The organism is Dyella sp. (assembly GCF_036384435.1).
Classification (GTDB): domain Bacteria; phylum Pseudomonadota; class Gammaproteobacteria; order Xanthomonadales; family Rhodanobacteraceae; genus GSA-30.
In genome coordinates this window covers 41,384-59,029 of the sequence record NZ_DASVMI010000080.1, presented here as the reverse complement: position 1 = coordinate 59,029, position 17,646 = coordinate 41,384, and the positions used below count along the sequence as shown (strand labels likewise).

The following is a 17,646-nucleotide window of genomic DNA, read 5'->3' as shown; positions in this document are numbered from 1 at the left end:
CTCAACGCTCCTGCAAGTTCTGGGCAGTGGTATCTGCCGCACCAATGCCTGGTAACAAGACATCGAGATCGATGAAATCGGCCATGGCGCGATTCCCTTCATCGCCAGGATGCAGGTGATCACCAGAGTCGTAGCGCGCAGCCATGCGAGTTGGATATGCACGATCGCGCAGCGACGCATCGAAATCGATGACCGCGTCAAATGAGCCGCTGTGACGAATCCAGTCATTTACCTGCAGGCGCAGCGCGTTCTTCTCAGGTTGGTAATAGTTGTCCAACGGTGTGCCCGGCAACGCGCCCTCAAACGGCGTTAACGTCGCACCGATGACGCGTACCCCTCTGGCATGGGCCTGTTCGATCAGTTGACGATAGGCCGACGTCATCGCGTCCAGCGATGGAGGCATCGCATTCGGTGCAAATAAGGTGCCTGGCCAGGAAATATCATTGATGCCCAGCATCACGATGACATCGCGTACCCCCGGTTGCGCCAGCACGTCCCTATCCAATCGGGCTAGTGCGTTGACGCCCATTCCGTCGGACAACAGGCGTGCTCCGGAGATGCCTGCGTTGACGACTGCAACATGATGCGGAGCCAGCCTGGCTGCCAGGAAATCCGGCCAGCGATGATCCTTGTCGAGGCTCGCTGCCGCGCCGTCGGTAATGGAATCACCCAATATGGCGATCGTTCGCGCGCCCTGGCTTGTTTCTATCTGGATGCCAGACAACAGCAATCGGGCTGTTGTACTGTGGCTTGCACTATCTGCCTGCGTCGGCGTGACTTGCGAACTCCGATCACCCGCCACGATCCATCCCGTCTGCCGACCATCCCAGTGGAACGTGCTCACCGGGGTCGGGTTCGGCAAATACATGCTCACTACCACTTGTGACCGATCAGGCACAGGCAAAGCAACAGGGTCGCTGATCATCGAAGCACCCGGAAGAATCATCGCCGTTTCGCGGCCTCCGAATGTCACCACGCGCGGTCCGTTGGCGACCATGCCACTCCCTTTCTCGACTCGCCCGACCATGGCTTTACCTATGACCAACGTTTGCTTGCCATATGCATTGGAAAGCACGATGCGCAGGCGTTGGCCGCCCAGGCTGATACGGGCCGTTTGACGCACAGTCTGGTCGTGCAAAATTGACGGAACGTTCGTGGGAAACAAAAAATCCGATCCCCAGACGGGTTGGGGACTAGCCTGCCAAGTGGCCACCCACCCCGGTGAATCGGCTGCCAGCACGGCAGTCATGGAGGTCCCCGCCGTTAACGCCAGGGCTAATACAGCCGAGGCGGGGGACACCAAGTTCTTGGTTTTTTTCATTTCAGTGAATTCATTAGCCTTTGATAGGGGAATAATGAATTCAAAGACCAAGTCAGAGTAGACTGCCCGAAGGAACAGAAGTTATGAATTGAAATCACCGAGGGAGAGGATGTGGCCCGTCTGGAAGTCAATCGATCTGGCGAACTCGAAGTCTTCGTGCGCGTGATCGAGTTGGGCGGTTTTTCCGCTGCGGCCCGAGCCTGTGGCATGACGCCTTCAGCTGTCAGCAAACTCGTTGCACGCCTGGAGCAACGCCTTGGTACGCGCCTGGTGAATCGGTCCACCCGGCAACTACAACTCACCCCGGAAGGCTGTGTGTTCTACGAACGCGGTGTGCGCATCCTGGCTGATCTGGAAGAAGCTGAGCGATGCGCGAGCGAACACGCCGCACCCCGCGGGCGCCTGCGCGTTAACGCCAATGTCCCCTTCGGGCATCATTTCCTGCTGCCTCTGGCATCGGAGTTTCTGGAACGTCATCCCGACGTGACGTTGGATATCGTGCTGACCGATGAGGTCATCGATATCCTGGAGCAACGTACCGATATAGCCGTGCGCGCCGGCCCGCTGAAAAGCTCGAACCTGGTGGCGCGCAAGTTGGGGAGCACACGCATGATGATCGTGGGCGCTCCAGGCTACCTCGCTCGCTACGGCATGCCAACGACGCCGGATGATCTGCTTGCACACAATCGCCTGGGCGCTAACTACGTGCGAGCGCAATCCGGCTGGCCGCTGCGATATGCCAATGAAGACATCCTGTTTCCGGTGACTGGCAATGCGCAAGCCAGCGATGGCGAAGCCTTACGCCATCTGGCCTTATCTGGCCTGGGGCTGGCGCGCCTGGCTGCCTTTCAGGTTCGCCACGACATAGCCGCCGGACGACTGCTGCCGGTGCTTGAAGATTGCAATCCAGGCGATGTCGAAGAAGTTCACGCTGTCTACGTGGGCCAAGGCGGCCACCTGCCGGTGCGCGTGCGAGCGTTCCTGGATTTTCTGGCAGAGCGGGCCAATATCGGTCAAAGCCAAGCGCGAGCCATGGTAACGAAGCGCGGGTATCACCTTGCGTAAATAGCTGAGGCACGCGCCGTTCACAGCCGCAGCTGAACTGTGCGCGCTGGGCTTTGCTCGATCAGTGCGTTACCGTCCGGGTCATGTCCAGCGCATGAGCGCGGCCCATGGGCTTTCGACCTTTCGTGGCACGAATTCGGCATCGGTTCTATCGAACCGCACCAGAACCTGCTCAGCCTTGACGAACTGGATATCGTCGGAGTCCATGGTGACTACGACTCTCGCCACCTGCGGCGGGATCTGCACGACATGGCTGCCGACATGTGCGTTGTCGGCATGTCGGCGAGTTCAACATAGTGCGCGATGATTGCTCAATACCCGATGCCGGTTGTGCGTTCCAAGGCAAACACGCCCGTGACTCTAGCGGAGTAAAGCTACGTTCTGGTCGATGCGGCGCTGGATCGTGCGCAAGGTCTCTTGGGTAATGTCCTGCGGGTACATAGCTTGGGCGAGGACTGCGAATTGGCTCGCCACGTCGCAAATGCCGTCAATCATCACGCTCGCAACGTCCCGGGGCACTTCGGCCTCCTCGGCAAGTCGAAGTACATGCGCACGAGAGATCGACAGCGCCTCTCCCATGACGTCCATCTGGTGATATCCACCAGGGCCCTCACAGAAGGTCACGTCGTAAGCGGGGGCCAGTTTCCAATGGCCCTCCGGCGCCATGATGTACGCGAAGTTCTTGGGATGATCGTCCCTGTTGTTGAATGCAACGTTGAAGACGCAGCGTTCGAAGGCCACCCTCATCTCTCGCACATCATTGGTACATATCCGCGTTGCCCGCAGGAAGCTGACGTAATCCAATGCCCCTGGCATCTGGTAGTTGGCCCCCGTAAACGCGGCAAGGCTCTGCATCGGCACGCGCATTCCAGCGTGGCGATCAAAGCGCTTACTGGCGAACGCGGCGAGCCCGCCAGGCAAACTGAAGTACAGCGTGTGCGCCGTCTCAATACCGCACCTGCGCAAGCATTCAGCGTAAACCATTTCGATGGCACACACCTCAGGATGCTCGCCTTTAGCAGGAAACTTGACCAGCCAAGCGTCGAAACCGGGCCTGACGGCCGTGGTAAACCCGCCCGATTGCGGATCGCGATAGACCAGCGCCTTCGGCCTTGCGCCTTGGGGCGAGCCCCCTACCGATAGCAACGCCTGCAAGAACTCTCCGCCTTCTCCATCGAGTACCTCCTGCACGTCGGCAGCTAGCTGCTCCAATGGAATGTGTACGTCAGGCTCGGCGCCTTCGGGTACTACAGGCTCGAACGTCATGGCGCCCATCGCGTTGCTACCGACATAGGCCAACCGTTCGAGGGCACCCATACGCGCCGGAGCGAGCCCACGGCGCTTGAACATGCGATCCATGAGCAGCATGCCCCATCCATCCGGCAAGGCATCATAGACAGGCCCGGGCAGCTGCCATTGATGGTCTGGGAAGCCACGCCGCAATTGGGCTCCCTCCAGCGGCAGCGTATACGAGGATAATTCCAGGCCTCTTCGCTTGGCCTCCGGGCTGTACTGAAACACAGTCAGCGGGCGACCGGTCACTGCGGTCGTCGTGACCAGTGTGCCCCAATGCCATCGCTCCCCCCAGCCCTGATAGAAGACATCCACTCTTTCAAGCATGGTCGGACTTCTTCTTTTTTGTCCGGACGCGACTTGCGGCGCTTTCATAGCGCTTAATGTCCTCAATGCTGTCCAGCTTTGGCAGGAACAGGCCTTCGAGCTCCTTGACTCGACCAAGCGCCATCGCAACACGAACCAAGGCCTCGAAGCCGACATTACGCCCGGCTTCCAGATTGGACACCGTATTGGTCGCAATACCGGCACGCCCGGCCAGGTCGGCTTGCGTCAGGCTCAGGGCCAGACGCTCTGTGCGCAAACGAGCGCACAGACGCCTGACGACCTCACTTGGCTTGCTAAAGCTTAAATCCAACATGATGTGTACTAAGCCCCGAAACGTCGCTTAACTCACAAAATTATAGAGTTAAAGGCCCCATCCTTCAAGGAAAATAAATCCTTTATCTTGTGAATTATCGCCCCATATCGAAGCTTAGACACAATATATTGGATTTAATCCGACGCAAGTGAGCCAGCGGTAGAGCGCCGTAAAGCTATGAGGACAAGCGGTTGCACCTCGCGCGAAAGCCACAGCAGACAAGACGCGAAAGCCTGGGTCTGTCGTCGACTGGCAAAGCACGTCGAATTCAATGCTGCTCAACATCCAAAGTGGCGGCTTGCGATCCTGGGGCAAGGCTTCGATAACCTTCAACGCCTGGCCGAACAGCTTCACCCCAGATAACCCTCATCGTCCAGGCCAAGATCATCGCTGAAACCCATGGCCCGCTCGCAAAAGAACACCATCAATTCAGCCAGCCCTTCCGGTTGACCGACAGCCTTCTTGTAATCAGTGATGGCTTTCTTGGCTTTAGCGATGGAGATGTCCTGGCCTTTGGACATGCCGGGCCAAAGCCCAACGATCCATGGTTGCCTTATAGGGCTTCAATACATCACCGCCCAATCCGAGGCGCGCATGCACCACCGTCTGGTTGTCCTGGTTGACGCTATAAAGATCGCGCACCAGGCCCGACCAATGCAGCATGATCGAACCCGGCGAGCAAGGCTTTGACATTCGCCGACCCCAACGTCTCTTTTCTACCCATCTTCAAGTTTTCTCCGCGCTTAGGATCTTCTCCCAGGACAGCCAGGCCGGAGAGCGGATAACAAAGATGGTCTGTCGATGGCCTTGCGATCCTGTGCTCTTTTACAGGCCAAGAGATTGGAAAGAAAAGCCTGATTGCTGAGTCAGACCCGCAAAGCCATGGCGCCTTCGCCCCAGATCATCGATCCACAGGTTGACCAGGATGATGCCGGCCGAGCAGGCCCATGTCTGCCTGCTCATATGCCAAAGCCTGGAAAACAGCGGTGACTATTTCGGCCCACACTCCCGACCTTGCCGGCCAGGGTGATACCTCTGGGCGTTCTCTGCGCAGGTCTTCCCTGCGCATGCTGCATTGACGCTTCATGATTGGGTCGCATCCCACTTCCCGATAAACGAGTGTGGATACACGATTTACTAAACCACACCTTCCTGGAGGGCTTGGTAGGTTGTCCGAATCTCGGGCGTAAAGCCCAAGCTTCGCGCCAGCGATCCGTCCATCACGCCTGACCATGGATTGGTCAGCGGCGTGGTGGTTACTTCCATCGGAGCGCCAGCTATCTCGCTCAATTCAAGAATGGTCATCGGCGCCTCATCCACCACGTTGATTATCCGACCGTCCAGCGCCCCCCTCACTCCCAATTTCACGAAGGTGGCGATATCGCGGTGATGAATCATGCTCAACCGATTGGCCGGATGTAACTTCAGAAACTTGGCGATGTGAGGTATCTGACCGATATGTCCATCATCGTCGCCATAGACAAATCCAAATCGCAGGATCGACCAGTTCAGGTCGCTTTCGCGCAGTAGCTTTTCGGCCGCGACTTTGCTGGCTGGATAGTCCCGCTTCGGTGCGACTTCATCGCTTTCCCGGGAGGGGCCCGGGCCATCTTCGTTGTAGACAAGGCCGGTGCTAGCCATGATGAATCGCGCCTTTGGGGCATATTCCCTGGAGGCCTCGATCAGATTCCGCGTGCCATCAACATTGACCTTCCAAATCTGTTCGGCCTCCTGCGTTCGCAAAACTGCTGCAAGGTGGACAATCGTCTCAACACCCTGCATAGCAGCCTTCAACGACGATGGATCAAGAATGTCGCCCTCGACCGCTGTCACCCCGGCGGGCACGAACTTGCCAGGGCGGACGAGTGCGCGGCAATCGAATCCGGCTGCGACAAGACGGGGCAGAAGACGGGCACCGACGAGGCCAGTACCTCCGGTGACAAGAATGCTCATGATTTTCTACCTTTCTGAGATGGGAGAAGGTTATTAAGCCGTTCAGTGCCTTGACTCAGCACTCGCACGACTGTTGCCAGATCATCTTCAGCGACTCCTTGGAAGGCGGTCTTGAGGATGAGGTCAATCGGGTCGGGCAGTTTTTTCCAGAGGACCCGGCCCGCTGCGGTGATCGATAGAATTTTCTGACGCAGGTCCTGCGGATCGGTTACCTGTGCGACAAGTCCTTTTCGTACCAAAGCGGAAACAATGGCACTCAGCGTTGGCTTCTCGATTTGTAGACGGGAAAGCAGATCGCGTTGCGCCATCGGCCCGTCATGAATGAGGTGCCACAGCACATACCACTGAGAAGCGCCAAGGTCATAGGGGCGCAAGGTTGCGTCAAGGACAGCACGACTTGCGAGGTAGTACTTCTTCGCCCACGCACCTGCCGAATTGTGGTTTGAACTAGTCATGACATGCGATTTGGTTAGCTAGCGAACAATTTAGTTCGGTACCTAACCAGTGTCAAGCATCCAGGCGTCGTCCACGTGAAGGCACAACTGACGGGCGCTCGTAAAACCACCGATCGACGTGCCAAGTCGATCGGCCGGCCACATCGTGAGGGCGATTCACATGCTCGAACGTGGCTAGCGACGCGCCCATAACGACCGATCGCCCGCGTCTCGCGTCAGCAGTTGATGCGGCAGCATAGCGGCACGTGACGGCACCCCCAGGCGATACCGTCACGTATATCCCTTCCCGGTCGAAAGCCTTATGAATCTTGGACGCAGGCTTGATGTTAAGCACACCGGTTGGGGCCTGGCGCAGGAAACCAAGGATCCGCTCTTCGGTAAAACGCTTCTTCACCTGCAATCACCGTCGGTTACGGGATTGGACCCAAATCTCGCGCTACTTAAAACCGTGGGAGGCCATCAGCCTGGGTATCGGCGCTTCATTGGCACACTGCCGGCCAAAATTTCCAAGCGGCAGACGGCGTCCATTTCACGAATCGACGCAGTATTCGTTACTCAAAGTCGGTCGAGAGCGTGAGCGACTTCCACTGCTCGGCAGTTTCCTGGAGTTGAGCAGCCTTCTTGCGGAACACCGCGTAGGCATCGGAGCCAGCGCCGACCTGAAGCGGGGGCTGGCTGCTCATGACCAACTTCAAGATTGCCTGTGCAAACTTGGCGGGATCACCCTGCTGCAGATGGTTGTCGTTATCAAGCGCCCTGCGGCGGGCGTCTGAAGAAGCAGCGTAGTCATTGATAACGATCTCGCCATAGCGAACCGAGCTGCCATCGAGGAAGTCGGTGCGGAAGCGGCCCGGATAGACGCACGTCATTTGAATACCGAAGGTCGCGACCTCTTTGGCGACGCCCTCCGACCATCCGGAAAGAGCGTGCTTCGTGGCGCAATAGATCGATGAACCCTCGAAGCCTTCGATGCCTGCGATCGAGGCTATGGTCAGGATGTGACCTGAGCGCTGGCGACGCATAATTGGCAGAATGGCCCTGGTGACATCGAAGACCCCGAACACGTTGGTGGCAAATTGCTTTTCCACCGACTGACGAGTGACTTCCTCGAAAGCCCCGAGTTGGCCGTACCCGGCATTATTCACGAGCACGTCCACGCCATCGAAGTACCGGGCCGCATCTGCGGCAATGCTTTCGGCCGTATCATGCGTGACGTCTAGCCGGACCGCATGCAGGCGATCCCCATAGCTTGGCAAGGCGCGCAAAATTTGATCAGGATCACGACCCGTCGCAATGACTTGATCGCCAGTGTCCAGAGCCGCTCGTGCGATTTCAAGGCCAAGGCCCCGAGCGGCTCCAGTGATGAACCAGGTTTTCATGTCTTCGGTCCTCATTCCAAAAAGGCGCCGTCAGGGCGCTAGAGTATTCATTGCACCGAATAGCCGCCGTCGACCATAAGCATGTGACCAACGACGAAACTCGACGCGTCCGAAGCCAACCACAGCACGGCCTCCGCGACTTCACTCGCCCGGCCGGTACGGCCTACCGGATGGGCCGAGCGGATCGGATCCATCACCGAGTCCGAACCGGCCAGTTCGATGAAGCGCTCGATCATGGGCGTATCGATGGTTCCCGGTCCAACGGCGTTGATGCGGATGCCCTGCTTGGCGTAATCCAGGGCGGCGCCACGCGTCAGGCCTAGGACGGCGTGCTTTGAAGCGGTGTAGGTACTCAGTCCGCCGATGCCAACTACACTCGACATCGATCCCATGTTCACGATCGCGCCTCGACCTTGCTTGACCATCTGGCGGATCTCGGCGCGCATGCACAACCAGAGTCCACGCGCACTGACATCGAAGACGTGGTCGTAGGTGTCGTCAGGTTGGTCGGCCAGAAGCTGCGAATTCTGTGTTATCCCGGCGTTGTTGAAGGCGACATCGAGGCTCCCATAATGCTGCACGGCAGCGTCAACTAGTCGCGCGACCTGCGTCGCGTCGCTTACGTCCGTCTGGATAAAGATCGCTTCGCCGCCCGAATCGCAAATACGCCCAACAGTGGCCTGACCCCCATCGAGATTCACGTCGGCAACGACGATACGAGCGCCCTGGCTGGCAAATGCGAGTGCCGCGGCCTGACCGATGCCGGAGCCCGCTCCCGTTATCAGCGCGACGCGCCCTCTGAATTCTTCGTAACGTGGCATGATGATTCCTTTGCGTTGAACATTAAATATGGGCGGTTGAGCCCGCCTCAGGCTCGCGCCGCATCCGCGCGATAAGGCGGATAGTCGATGTAACCGCGAGCACCTCCCGTGTAATAGGTAGCTCGGTCCGCAGGGCTCAAAGGCCAGTTGTGGCGCAGTCGAGCAACCAAATCAGGGTTCGCGATGAACGGTTGGCCAAAGCCGGCCAGATCGATCACGCCCTCTTCGATCAACTGGGTGGCTCGCGCTTTTGTGAGACCGCCATCAAGTATCAATGCCATGCCCGGTGCGGCCGTCCGCCACTGGCGAAGCAGATCTTTGATAGCGTCGCTGGTCGGGCGCTGGCCTTGGGGCGTATTGAAGAACCCGGTCTGATCCATGACATGGATGTAGGCGATTCGGCGTTCGCCAAGCGCGCGCCCCAGAGCCATGTAGGTCGCCTCGCTGTCGGGGAAGATCGGCATGGAGCCGATGACGCCGAACGGCGTCAACCTGATCCCCACGCGCGCAGGACCGATTGCGGCGCACACGGCGTCCACGACTTCGAGAGTGAACCTCAGCCGTCCCTCCATGGTGGCGGCCGAATAACGGTCTGTCCTGTCGTTGACGAGCGGATTGAGGAACTGGTCGAAGAGATAACCATTGGCGGCGTGAAGTTCGATGCCGTCGAAGCCGGCGTCCATGGCGTTCCGAGCAGCTTGCACGAAGTCGGCCACTACCCTGCCGATCTCGTCGGTCGCCAGTGCCCGTGGCGCGGATGCCGGAAGGAACCCCACCTCGCCGTCGGCATTGCGTCCGAATGCCATCGCCCCCTCCGCACCGCGAGCGGTGGAACTGACGGGTGACTGGCCGCCTTGCTGTATCGATGTGTGGGAAATGCGACCGACGTGCCAAATCTGCAGGAACATGTGCCCGCCAACGCTATGCACAGAGTCGGTCACTAGACGCCAGCCGGCGATCTGGTTCGGGGTGAAGATGCCAGGGTTGTAGAGGTAGCCCTGGCCTTCGTTCGAGATCGGTGAGCCTTCGCCGATGATCAAGCCTGCGCTCGCGCGCTGGGCGTAGTAAAGGGCGACCCGCTCCGTCGCTGCATCGTCAGGGCCGCGTGACCGCGTCAGCGGCGGCATGACGATGCGATTAGGCAAGGAAAGGCCGGAAAGATCGAATGGACTGAAAAGGTCAGGCATCACAGGTGCCTCGCAATGAACACGACGTCACTCTAGATGCCCATGTGATATAAGAAAACTTTCTTTAATTACTTTCACTACGGAGCAAAATTCCTCCATGGCGATGATTGAGAGCCTCGGCGCCATGCGCGCCTTCGTGCATGCCGCTGACAAGCGCAGCTTCAAGGCTGCCGGCCAAACCGTTGGCTTGACCCCCTCGGCGGTAGGCAAGGCGATCCAAAAGTTGGAGGAACAATTGTCCGTGCGACTGTTCCACCGTTCGACGCGCTCCATCACGATCACGGACGAGGGCCTGCTGTTTCTAGATCGCTGCCGCCGCATCCTGGGCGAGGTGGAGGCCGCTCAGGCCGAACTGGGGAACGCCGGCGCAGCCCCCGCTGGCCGCCTCAAGGTTAGTGTCCCGGTCGAGCCGACATTGCTGCTGCCGTTAATGTCGGAATTCACCGTGGCGTATCCCCAGATCGAACTTGAACTCGACATCAGTGATCGCTTCGTCGAGGTCATTGATGAAGGTTTCGACGCCGTCATCCGCTCGGGCGAACCAAAGGATAGCCGTCTTTCACATCGGTCGCTGGGAAGTTTCGGTTGGCATTTTGTGGCGTCTCCTGCTTACGTTGAAGCAAATGGGAAGCCACGTGACGCTTCAGACCTGCACAGGCATCGATGCTTACGCCACCGCTACCCGGAAACTGGCAGGTTGATGCGTTGGCCCCTAGACGCCGACACGGAATTGCCGGTGACGATCACGGCCAACATGATGAGCCCTCTACTGGACCTTGCATTGCGGGGGCGCGGTATCGCGTATTTGCCATCCTTTGCGGTGCGGCGTGCGATTGGCGAAGGACACTTGGTGGAATTACTGGCCGGGCAAAGCCAGGAGCGAGGATCGATCAGCCTACTGTGGCCGGCTAGCAAATACCCTTTGCCGAAGCTGCGGGTCTTCGTGGACTTCGTTGCAGCCCGAATCGCCAGCGAGTTCACCGCCCTCATATTGACCGCCAAGTCGAAATGACCCGACGGCCAGTTTTCGGCAATATTGGCCTAATGCTGTGACGGGTCCTCCAGGTTCGGGCAAGAGTAACGATTACCGGGAAGCACGCCACCGCAGTTGAACCAAATGAAGGTAACTCTGGAAGCTCTTCATTACAGTAAGCGCGCTTCGAGATGGGCAAGAGATTTTTAGTAGCGACATAGGGCTCGCTGCACGCCATCGAGACCCTTCGCAATTCGGCCGGAAATCGGCAGCAGCTTGACCGCGTGCGATGAATGGGCGGATTTCCTAAGCAGCAGGGATTGACTCCGCGTGCCTCAAGTGACAACGAAGGTAGCAATATCAACGCTTGGACTCGGCCAACTGGCCAGCACGAATGGCGCTCCACATCGCCAGCATCCAGCCAGGATATTCTGCAGGGAGCTTGCTCACGTCGTCGATTGCAGCCAAATCTTTTTCAGTGAACGTAATGTCGGCAGCTTTGAGATTGTCCTCTAGCTGATCCATTCGTTTGGCTCCAATCAGTACGCTGGACACCACCTTCTGGTGCAGGAGCCAAGCGAGCGCGGTTTGAGCGACCGAAGCATCATGCGTTTCGGCAATCGGACGCAATACATCAATGATGTTGAACCCCCGATCGTAATCAATGTGCGGACGAGCGTTCAAATCACGGCTACCCTCGGGAACCCCTTCTCCGCGGGCCTGCTTGCCGCTTAGGAACCCGCCGGCCAGCGGGCTCCAGACAATGAGGCCGACACCTTCGCTTTCGAGCAGTAGCGTGATCTCGCGCTCCAGATCGCGCCCTGCAACGGAATAATAGGCTTGCAGCGAACTCAACCGCGTGATGTTGAGTCTTTCGGAAATGCCCAGTGCCTTCGTAAGCTGCCAAGCTGCGAAATTGGATACGCCTACATATCGAACGTGTCCTTGCCGCACAAGATCGTCAAGTGCACGCAGAGTTTCTTCGATGGGCGTCGCGGGATCGAAGCCGTGAATCTGATAAAGATCAATGTGATCGATGCCCAGCCGCTTGAGACTGCCCTTAGCCGAGTCCATGATGTGTCCGCGCGAGGCGCCTGCCCCGTTCGGCCCCTTCGCCATCGGGCCAAACACCTTGGTTGCGATCAGATAGCTATCTCGCGTTGCACCGAGATTTCGCAGGGCTTCACCGAGCAAGCGTTCCGAGTCTCCAAGCGCGTAAAAATCAGCGGTGTCGTAGAGATTGATCCCAGCCTCGAAGGCACGCCGCACCATCGCGTTCGCATCGTCCTGCCCAAGCCCTCCCATGGACTCGAACCCGGCGTTGTCTCCAAACGTCATCGCGCCGAACGCCAGCTCGGAAACGAAGAGGCCCGTATTGCCCAAGCGGTTGTATTTCATCTGCGCTCCAATCAGGGGATAGATATGACTAACCGAGAGCGTACGTTTCATCGCCACAAATCCGGTAGCCCGATCTTGCCGAATAACTGCCTGATCCTCTCTACAGAGAGAGGATCAGGTCGCCAATGGTGCAAGCGTCTGGCAAGCTGTGAGGCTTGAAACACTGTGGACGTGCCATGCCCCGCCCCTATCCGGCTAATCCCGCAGAGCGTCAGCGCGATGAGATCGAAGCCGTCATTGCACGCTTTGCTGCACTACATCACGGGCACAGCACTCCCGTACCTGGGTTAAGCGTTGCACGTATCACAACTCCAGTTCCCCCGACAGCTCAAGTCGACGCAGCATGCTTGTGCATATGCGTGCGAGGCAGCCGGCGTATTTCGAACGGGGATAGTGTTATTTTTCACGAAGAAAACCATTTTGTACTGACGGCTGTTGAACTGCCCAGCATCATCGCGATTCCCGATGCAAGTCCACATCGTCCCTATACCGCACTGCGTATCGACCTCGATCTGAATCTTGCCCGGCAAGTCATGGCAGAGATCGATATCGACACACCGAGCCATGCGCCCGGCGATACGTGCCTTGCTGTGATCAAACTCGATCCAGCGATGCTGGACTGCGTGGCACGTCTCGTGCGATTGCTGGAACGTCCCGGCGATATTGCCTTTATTTCCAAACTTATTCATCAAGAGATCCTTTATCGCCTGCTGTCTGGACCCGGCGGTGCCAGGTTGAGAAGGATCGTCCGGCTAGGGTCGCAAGGCCACAGGGTTGCCACGGTCATTGAATGGCTAAACGCAAACTTCCGTGAGCGCCTGCGGATTGAGCAACTGGCCGAAAAGGCGGGCATGGGTGTGTCGACACTGCACCGCCACTTCAATGAACTCACGGGCATGAGTCCGATTCAATACCAAAAGCAATTACGCCTGCATGAGGCACGCCGCCTGATGATGGAGGAGGAACTGGAGGTAGGCATGGTGGCACTGAAGGTCGGCTACGAAAGTGCCACTCAGTTTATTCGGGAATATCGTCGCCTGTTCGGGGCACCGCCGATGCGAGATGTAAAAACAATAAGAGAAGCAGGGCAAAATCAGAAAACCATTTAGCCGCGTGCCAGCCACTTGGAAAATGCCGCCTCACCGGCCCACGGCCTTCGATTCTGCCCGGCAGAATTTCAGCACATGCTCGGCACCTTTACCGGCCCGGTGTGCGTCGGCATGCATCGAGGTTTCCCACTCGGTCATCAACAGACCGCCTGGACCCGCATGGTTAAAGGGTTTCGCTGTGATCGACATAGGTCTTTACCGTCGCTTTTACAGTCAGAAAAACACGCCATTTGCTGGCGCGGGAAACAGAGCCATCTGCGAGGCGCCGACTTATCATCAATCAGCGCTTAGGGCAACGCAGACAGCCGTGTGGCGAGCAAGTCGGCCTGCTCGGAAAATTTCTTCGCATTGGTCTGCTTCAACTGCGCCAAGTTGTGCAGCTTCCAGCGGATACCCGGCAAGTGTTCGAGATGGGCAATGTCCAACAGCGGCCACTCAGGCTCGCCGGTAGCCAGTGACAGCAGAAAGCGACGCTCGTTGTCGTCCAGGCCCTGCTGAATTTTACGCACCATGCGTTCTCGCGCGGCAAGCAGCGCATCGAGTGGTACTGGCTCGCTCGTCATACCCTGGAAGTTGTGCTCGTAGTCATGTTGGATGTCCCGCAATGGCGGGAACAGCACTTCGTGGATCGGTCGGTTACTGCTCGACAGATAGACCACGAAAGCGCGCCGGATACCAGGCGTGATGCCTTCATGCGCAAAGAGCTGCATCACGTCGAACAAGTCACGCGGATGTTGCCGATCGAGCGCCGCCACCAGCTTGCCGCCATACACGTCTTCCAGTGACACCACCGGAATCTCCAGATCGGCCATCAGCACGTCGCGCGCGACTGGCGTAAGCGCAGCGCGGCCCACGGGTCGCACCGTCCCGCGCATCACGAAGTTCACTTCGATCTTGACCTGAATGGCATCGCGCCGGCCAGCAGTTTTGTTTCGCCTGCCGCTGCCGCTGGCGCATGCGTCTGAAACCCTCGTTTCATCAACCGCTCGGCAGCTTGCCGGACAGCCTCGTTGATGCGTTCCAGCGCCTCGTCGCGCGGCAGTGTGTGGTCGGGAAAGACCAGATCAAGATCGACCGACAAGCGCGGCATATCGCGCACGAACAGATTGATGGCCGTACCGCCCTTCAAGGCAAAGGTATCGTCCACGAAAACCAGCGGTGCCACCTGCGTCAGCAGGCGTGCGGTATCGAGATAGGTCTGTTTCATGGCTTGAGCACCAACAAGCCGTCGGTCGATCGGGACACCCAGGGCCGGTCGCTGCCCGTCGGCAACGTGGCTGGGTCGAGCTTCGCCGCCCAGGGCAATGACGCCTCACGGCCGAGTTGCAAACACAGCCGCACGGTCTTGACGTTCGTGCAGTGCTGCAACAGCTCGCCCAGCACATCGGCACGCAGGCTGTACGCGCTCTCGACGAGCTCGCGGGCTTCCTGCAACGGCTGGCGCGCGCCGATTTCGCTCAACAGTTCCAGCAATGCGCGCTCCGGCGCCGAGACCTGCGGTGCCGCGCTGCGCTGCTCGAACGGGCCAACGTGCAGCAAGGCGTCCGGCTGCTCATCGAACAGGCGCTTGCGGTGGTACTCGGCCGGGAAGCGTTCGGTGAACCATTCCGGCAGACGCGCTGCCATCCAGCCGTACAGGCGCAGCATCGGCTGCTGCGACACGTACTGGCGCACGCCATACCAGTCCAGCGCCGACTTGCCACCAACATGCAGTCCCTCGAACCGGCGCTGCAACAGTAGCAGGCTGGGATCGAGGGCTGGAGTGTCGTTCGGACGGCTATACACCCCGCGGGCCAAGCGCGTGAGCCAGCCAGCCCGAACGTAGTGGACGGCCAGATCGGCAGAGATGCCCAACGCCGCCAAGTCCTCCGAGGTCAGCGGCGTTCCCGGTGCCAGCCGGGTGTAGAGAGCATTTAATTTGCTTTTGGTAGTCGTAGCCATACGACGATTTCTACAACTTTTCCAAGCAGAAGCCAATTTGAGATGGCGCATCCAATCGTAGTCTAGATGCGACAATAACAACTTTTCCAAATTCTCACCCCTTCGGCACAGCCGCGCGCGGGGCCTGTCGGGCGTCGTCTCACCTACCCCGTCTGAACCCCCGATCCCCCGCGATGAACGCCTCCAGCATGTGCGGGATCAGCGTCGTCGCATCGACCGCCTCACCGTAGGTCTGCGCGTGCATGGCTGCATAGCGGTCGAGGTCCGCCTAGAGCGTGGCCGGACACACGAAGGTCAGCTTGATGCTTTCGTTTTCTTTGGCACCGGTCCCAGCCGCAGCTTGCGCGTCGCACTCATTGCATCGGTCCCTGCTGCACAAAGAGCGGCTGATACGTCCGCAGCACCAGATCCTTGTTCACCATCACGTTGACCTGAAACCCCGGGCGTACCGTCAGCGTCGGCTGGACGCTGAGGTCGCGGCGCGTGATTTCCTGGCCGACCTGATTGGCCGTGTCTTGCGAGCTGTCGCGCAGCGCAATGACCGTATTGCCGTTGGCGCTGCCCTGGTTCGAGACGGCCAGCTCGGAGCCGACGCCGAGCATTGTGGACAACGCGGCACCCACAAGAATACGACCCCAATGCCAGTCCACGCCGTCCTCCAGGCCCGCATAACCGGCCGGGTCGATGCCCTGCACCGGGCGCGTGGTCTGACGGCGACCATTCGCGGCACGGGCGGACAGGCCGCCTTTGATGAGGTTTTCTTGCGTGCGGTTGAACACGCTCCACAGGTCGCGGCGGCTGTCGTCGTGACGGCGCGGCAGCAGGATTTGCGATTCCGTGATGGGCACGGGCGTCGTCTCGTCGTACTTCAACGCCGGCGCCGCGCGGGCGAATACTTCCGCCTAGCCGCTGTCCAGCGTGATCGACTGCATGGCATCGCGGGATGCCTGCGCGCGGTCGAAGCCGTGCAGGACTTCGTAAGCGCCTTCGATGACGTGCCCGGCCACGTCGCCCTTGTGGGGTACGCGCACGTCCGCCACGGTGTCGCCGCAGACAAGGCCATTGCTGCACACGAACCGGAACATGCCGGCGAGCATCTGATAGCTGCTCGTTCCATCATGGGAATTGAGGAGGATGATTTCGTTGGCTTCGCGTCCGTTGATCTGGCTGACATGGCGCAAGCGAATCATGTGTTTGGTGTAGTCGCGGCGGTCGTCCTGCCGCCCGCGGGTCTGGCACACCATGAACGGCTCGAAGCCTTCGCCGCGAAGTTCTTGCAGCACCGTGGCGGTGGGGATGTAGCTGTATCGTTGCGAGCGGCTTTCGTGCGGGGCGTCCGCGAAGATGGAAGGGGCTACGGCTCGGATTTGGTCATCAAACAAGGGACGTTCCGAACGCAGCACCGGCGAACGGGAAGCGAAGCGGGATGCGAGTTGCATGGCATTTCTCCTGACAAAGAAAAAGGGGTTTGCTGTTCACACCGCACACCGGATTCCTAGATTCGGAGCCCAGCCTTTCGGCTGTTCTGTGCGGTTGGCACGAGGAACCCGGTTGGCCCTGTTGCCACCGTCTTTCCTGAGTTCATCGCCCGCGACGGTCAGGAGCGCGCGGACGGGTGCCGTCAAGGAAGAAAGCGCAGGGTTGGTGCGGCCCGCAGGCGTAGCCGAGGACACGGCCCTGCGAGCCTTGACGGCACACGGACGCGGGCTACAGTCGCGGACAAGGTGATGAAGTCAGGGGAGACGGCTGGACATGGCAACGGCCGCCTCGATGTGCAGACCGCACGCAAGCGAAGCGCGCAGGCCCGAAGCTGGAAGCCGGGCCGTAGGCGTTAGCCGAGCGGAGCGAGGGAACGATGGAAGCCCGTCAGGGGCGAGACGCCGTAGGTGGCTCGATGTGCAGCACGACAGCGCGACCGGCCATCTACTGGCCGGGGACGCCCGAAGCGTAGAGTTACTTAAGAGCGATCCGGCCGACAAAACCTCGCGTAGGAAGAAGCTTGCCCTAGGTAAAATGGACTGCAACCGATATTAGGGAGCAAGGACGATTCGCCCTGCATTTCCAAAAAGCAATAAACCTGTAGGGACTGTCCTCACCGAGGGAAAGGACCA

The 17,646-nt window shown here is 59.0% G+C and carries 16 protein-coding genes and 3 pseudogenes; 3 read left to right on the top strand and 16 right to left on the bottom strand.

The window, feature by feature from the left end; genetic code table 11:
• Position 1: 1 nt before the first annotated feature.
• On the bottom strand, positions 2-1,321 hold the full coding sequence (locus tag VF436_RS07660) for an SGNH/GDSL hydrolase family protein (protein ID WP_414649827.1): 1,320 nt from the start codon (positions 1,319-1,321) through the stop codon (positions 2-4).
• A gap of 111 nt (positions 1,322-1,432) precedes the next feature.
• Between VF436_RS07660 and VF436_RS07655 the strand changes: the two genes are divergently transcribed.
• The gene (locus tag VF436_RS07655) at positions 1,433-2,386 is read left to right on the top strand and encodes a LysR family transcriptional regulator (RefSeq protein ID WP_330903412.1); all 954 of its coding nucleotides are present in this window, start codon (positions 1,433-1,435) and stop codon (positions 2,384-2,386) included.
• Positions 2,387-2,467: 81 nt separating this feature from the next.
• On the opposite strand, the gene VF436_RS07650 is transcribed toward VF436_RS07655, so the two are convergent.
• The 10 genes from VF436_RS07650 to VF436_RS07605 form a co-directional block, all read right to left on the bottom strand.
• Positions 2,468-2,632, bottom strand: a complete 165-nt coding sequence (locus VF436_RS07650) for a hypothetical protein (protein ID WP_330903411.1) — start codon at positions 2,630-2,632, stop codon at positions 2,468-2,470.
• A gap of 114 nt (positions 2,633-2,746) precedes the next feature.
• Positions 2,747-4,006, bottom strand: a complete 1,260-nt coding sequence (locus tag VF436_RS07645) for a type II toxin-antitoxin system HipA family toxin (RefSeq protein WP_330903410.1) — start codon at positions 4,004-4,006, stop codon at positions 2,747-2,749.
• Positions 3,999-4,319 carry a helix-turn-helix transcriptional regulator gene (locus tag VF436_RS07640; protein ID WP_330903409.1) on the bottom strand — a complete coding sequence of 107 codons (321 nt, stop codon included), beginning with the start codon at positions 4,317-4,319 and terminating at the stop codon, positions 3,999-4,001. Before VF436_RS07640 ends, VF436_RS07645 begins: the two co-directional genes overlap by 8 nt.
• Before the next feature lie 350 nt (positions 4,320-4,669).
• Entirely contained in the window at positions 4,670-4,840 is a 171-nt protein-coding gene (locus VF436_RS07635) for a hypothetical protein (protein WP_330903408.1), read from the bottom strand.
• 304 nt (positions 4,841-5,144) lie between these two features.
• Positions 5,145-5,282, bottom strand: a complete 138-nt coding sequence (locus VF436_RS07630; protein WP_330903407.1) for a hypothetical protein — start codon at positions 5,280-5,282, stop codon at positions 5,145-5,147.
• A gap of 174 nt (positions 5,283-5,456) precedes the next feature.
• Positions 5,457-6,272, bottom strand: coding sequence for an NAD(P)-dependent oxidoreductase (locus VF436_RS07625; protein WP_330903406.1), 816 nt, complete (start codon positions 6,270-6,272; stop codon positions 5,457-5,459).
• Positions 6,269-6,727: a MarR family transcriptional regulator gene (locus VF436_RS07620; RefSeq protein WP_330903405.1), complete on the bottom strand. Its 459-nt coding sequence runs from the start codon at positions 6,725-6,727 to the stop codon at positions 6,269-6,271. Before VF436_RS07620 ends, VF436_RS07625 begins: the two co-directional genes overlap by 4 nt.
• 551 nt (positions 6,728-7,278) lie before the next feature.
• The gene (locus VF436_RS07615) at positions 7,279-8,106 is read right to left on the bottom strand and encodes an SDR family NAD(P)-dependent oxidoreductase (protein WP_330903404.1); all 828 of its coding nucleotides are present in this window, start codon (positions 8,104-8,106) and stop codon (positions 7,279-7,281) included.
• A 47-nt stretch (positions 8,107-8,153) separates the two neighbouring features.
• Positions 8,154-8,927: a glucose 1-dehydrogenase gene (locus VF436_RS07610; protein WP_330903403.1), complete on the bottom strand. Its 774-nt coding sequence runs from the start codon at positions 8,925-8,927 to the stop codon at positions 8,154-8,156.
• A 47-nt stretch (positions 8,928-8,974) separates the two neighbouring features.
• Entirely contained in the window at positions 8,975-10,114 is a 1,140-nt protein-coding gene (locus VF436_RS07605) for an alkene reductase (protein ID WP_330903402.1), read from the bottom strand.
• 97 nt (positions 10,115-10,211) lie between these two features.
• Here VF436_RS07605 and VF436_RS07600 point away from each other — a divergent pair, with 97 nt between their 5' ends.
• Complete coding sequence (locus VF436_RS07600; protein WP_330903401.1) at positions 10,212-11,126, top strand: LysR substrate-binding domain-containing protein; 915 nt, start codon at positions 10,212-10,214, stop codon at positions 11,124-11,126.
• A 321-nt stretch (positions 11,127-11,447) separates the two neighbouring features.
• Here VF436_RS07600 and VF436_RS07595 read toward each other — a convergent pair whose 3' ends face one another.
• Positions 11,448-12,536 carry an aldo/keto reductase gene (locus VF436_RS07595; RefSeq protein ID WP_330903400.1) on the bottom strand — a complete coding sequence of 363 codons (1,089 nt, stop codon included), beginning with the start codon at positions 12,534-12,536 and terminating at the stop codon, positions 11,448-11,450.
• A gap of 125 nt (positions 12,537-12,661) precedes the next feature.
• On the opposite strand from VF436_RS07595, the gene VF436_RS07590 reads away from it, so the two are divergent.
• Positions 12,662-13,594: an AraC family transcriptional regulator gene (locus VF436_RS07590; protein WP_330903399.1), complete on the top strand. Its 933-nt coding sequence runs from the start codon at positions 12,662-12,664 to the stop codon at positions 13,592-13,594.
• A 287-nt stretch (positions 13,595-13,881) separates the two neighbouring features.
• On the opposite strand, the pseudogene VF436_RS07585 reads toward VF436_RS07590, so the two are convergent.
• The 4 genes and pseudogenes from VF436_RS07585 to VF436_RS07570 all read right to left on the bottom strand — a co-directional run bounded on the left by VF436_RS07585 (position 13,882) and on the right by VF436_RS07570 (position 16,974).
• A pseudogene (locus VF436_RS07585) lies at positions 13,882-14,801 on the bottom strand (nucleotidyl transferase AbiEii/AbiGii toxin family protein).
• Positions 14,798-15,535 (bottom strand): type IV toxin-antitoxin system AbiEi family antitoxin domain-containing protein, encoded by a 738-nt coding sequence (locus VF436_RS07580; protein ID WP_330903398.1) that lies wholly within the window; start codon positions 15,533-15,535, stop codon positions 14,798-14,800. Before VF436_RS07580 ends, VF436_RS07585 begins: the two are co-directional and overlap by 4 nt.
• Positions 15,536-15,674: 139 nt before the next feature.
• A pseudogene (locus tag VF436_RS07575) lies at positions 15,675-15,892 on the bottom strand (DUF2274 domain-containing protein).
• A pseudogene (locus VF436_RS07570) lies at positions 15,889-16,974 on the bottom strand (DUF932 domain-containing protein). Before VF436_RS07570 ends, VF436_RS07575 begins: the two co-directional pseudogenes overlap by 4 nt.
• Between the last annotated feature and the right edge of the window lie 672 nt (positions 16,975-17,646).

What these genes read in the sequence shown, in the direction of transcription:
- VF436_RS07660 (WP_414649827.1), bottom strand. Translation starts at nt 1,321, where the DNA reads ATGAAAAAAACCAAGAACTTGGTGTCCCCCGCCTCGGCTGTATTAGCC.
- VF436_RS07600 (WP_330903401.1), top strand. Translation starts at nt 10,212, where the DNA reads ATGGCGATGATTGAGAGCCTCGGCGCCATGCGCGCCTTCGTGCATGCC.
- VF436_RS07625 (WP_330903406.1), bottom strand. Translation starts at nt 6,272, where the DNA reads ATGAGCATTCTTGTCACCGGAGGTACTGGCCTCGTCGGTGCCCGTCTT.
- VF436_RS07645 (WP_330903410.1), bottom strand. Translation starts at nt 4,006, where the DNA reads ATGCTTGAAAGAGTGGATGTCTTCTATCAGGGCTGGGGGGAGCGATGG.
- VF436_RS07590 (WP_330903399.1), top strand. Translation starts at nt 12,662, where the DNA reads ATGCCCCGCCCCTATCCGGCTAATCCCGCAGAGCGTCAGCGCGATGAG.
- VF436_RS07635 (WP_330903408.1), bottom strand. Translation starts at nt 4,840, where the DNA reads ATGTCCAAAGGCCAGGACATCTCCATCGCTAAAGCCAAGAAAGCCATC.
- VF436_RS07605 (WP_330903402.1), bottom strand. Translation starts at nt 10,114, where the DNA reads ATGCCTGACCTTTTCAGTCCATTCGATCTTTCCGGCCTTTCCTTGCCT.
- VF436_RS07610 (WP_330903403.1), bottom strand. Translation starts at nt 8,927, where the DNA reads ATGCCACGTTACGAAGAATTCAGAGGGCGCGTCGCGCTGATAACGGGA.
- VF436_RS07640 (WP_330903409.1), bottom strand. Translation starts at nt 4,319, where the DNA reads ATGTTGGATTTAAGCTTTAGCAAGCCAAGTGAGGTCGTCAGGCGTCTG.
- VF436_RS07620 (WP_330903405.1), bottom strand. Translation starts at nt 6,727, where the DNA reads ATGACTAGTTCAAACCACAATTCGGCAGGTGCGTGGGCGAAGAAGTAC.
- VF436_RS07615 (WP_330903404.1), bottom strand. Translation starts at nt 8,106, where the DNA reads ATGAAAACCTGGTTCATCACTGGAGCCGCTCGGGGCCTTGGCCTTGAA.
- VF436_RS07580 (WP_330903398.1), bottom strand. Translation starts at nt 15,535, where the DNA reads ATGGCTACGACTACCAAAAGCAAATTAAATGCTCTCTACACCCGGCTG.
- VF436_RS07595 (WP_330903400.1), bottom strand. Translation starts at nt 12,536, where the DNA reads ATGAAACGTACGCTCTCGGTTAGTCATATCTATCCCCTGATTGGAGCG.
- VF436_RS07630 (WP_330903407.1), bottom strand. Translation starts at nt 5,282, where the DNA reads ATGAGCAGGCAGACATGGGCCTGCTCGGCCGGCATCATCCTGGTCAAC.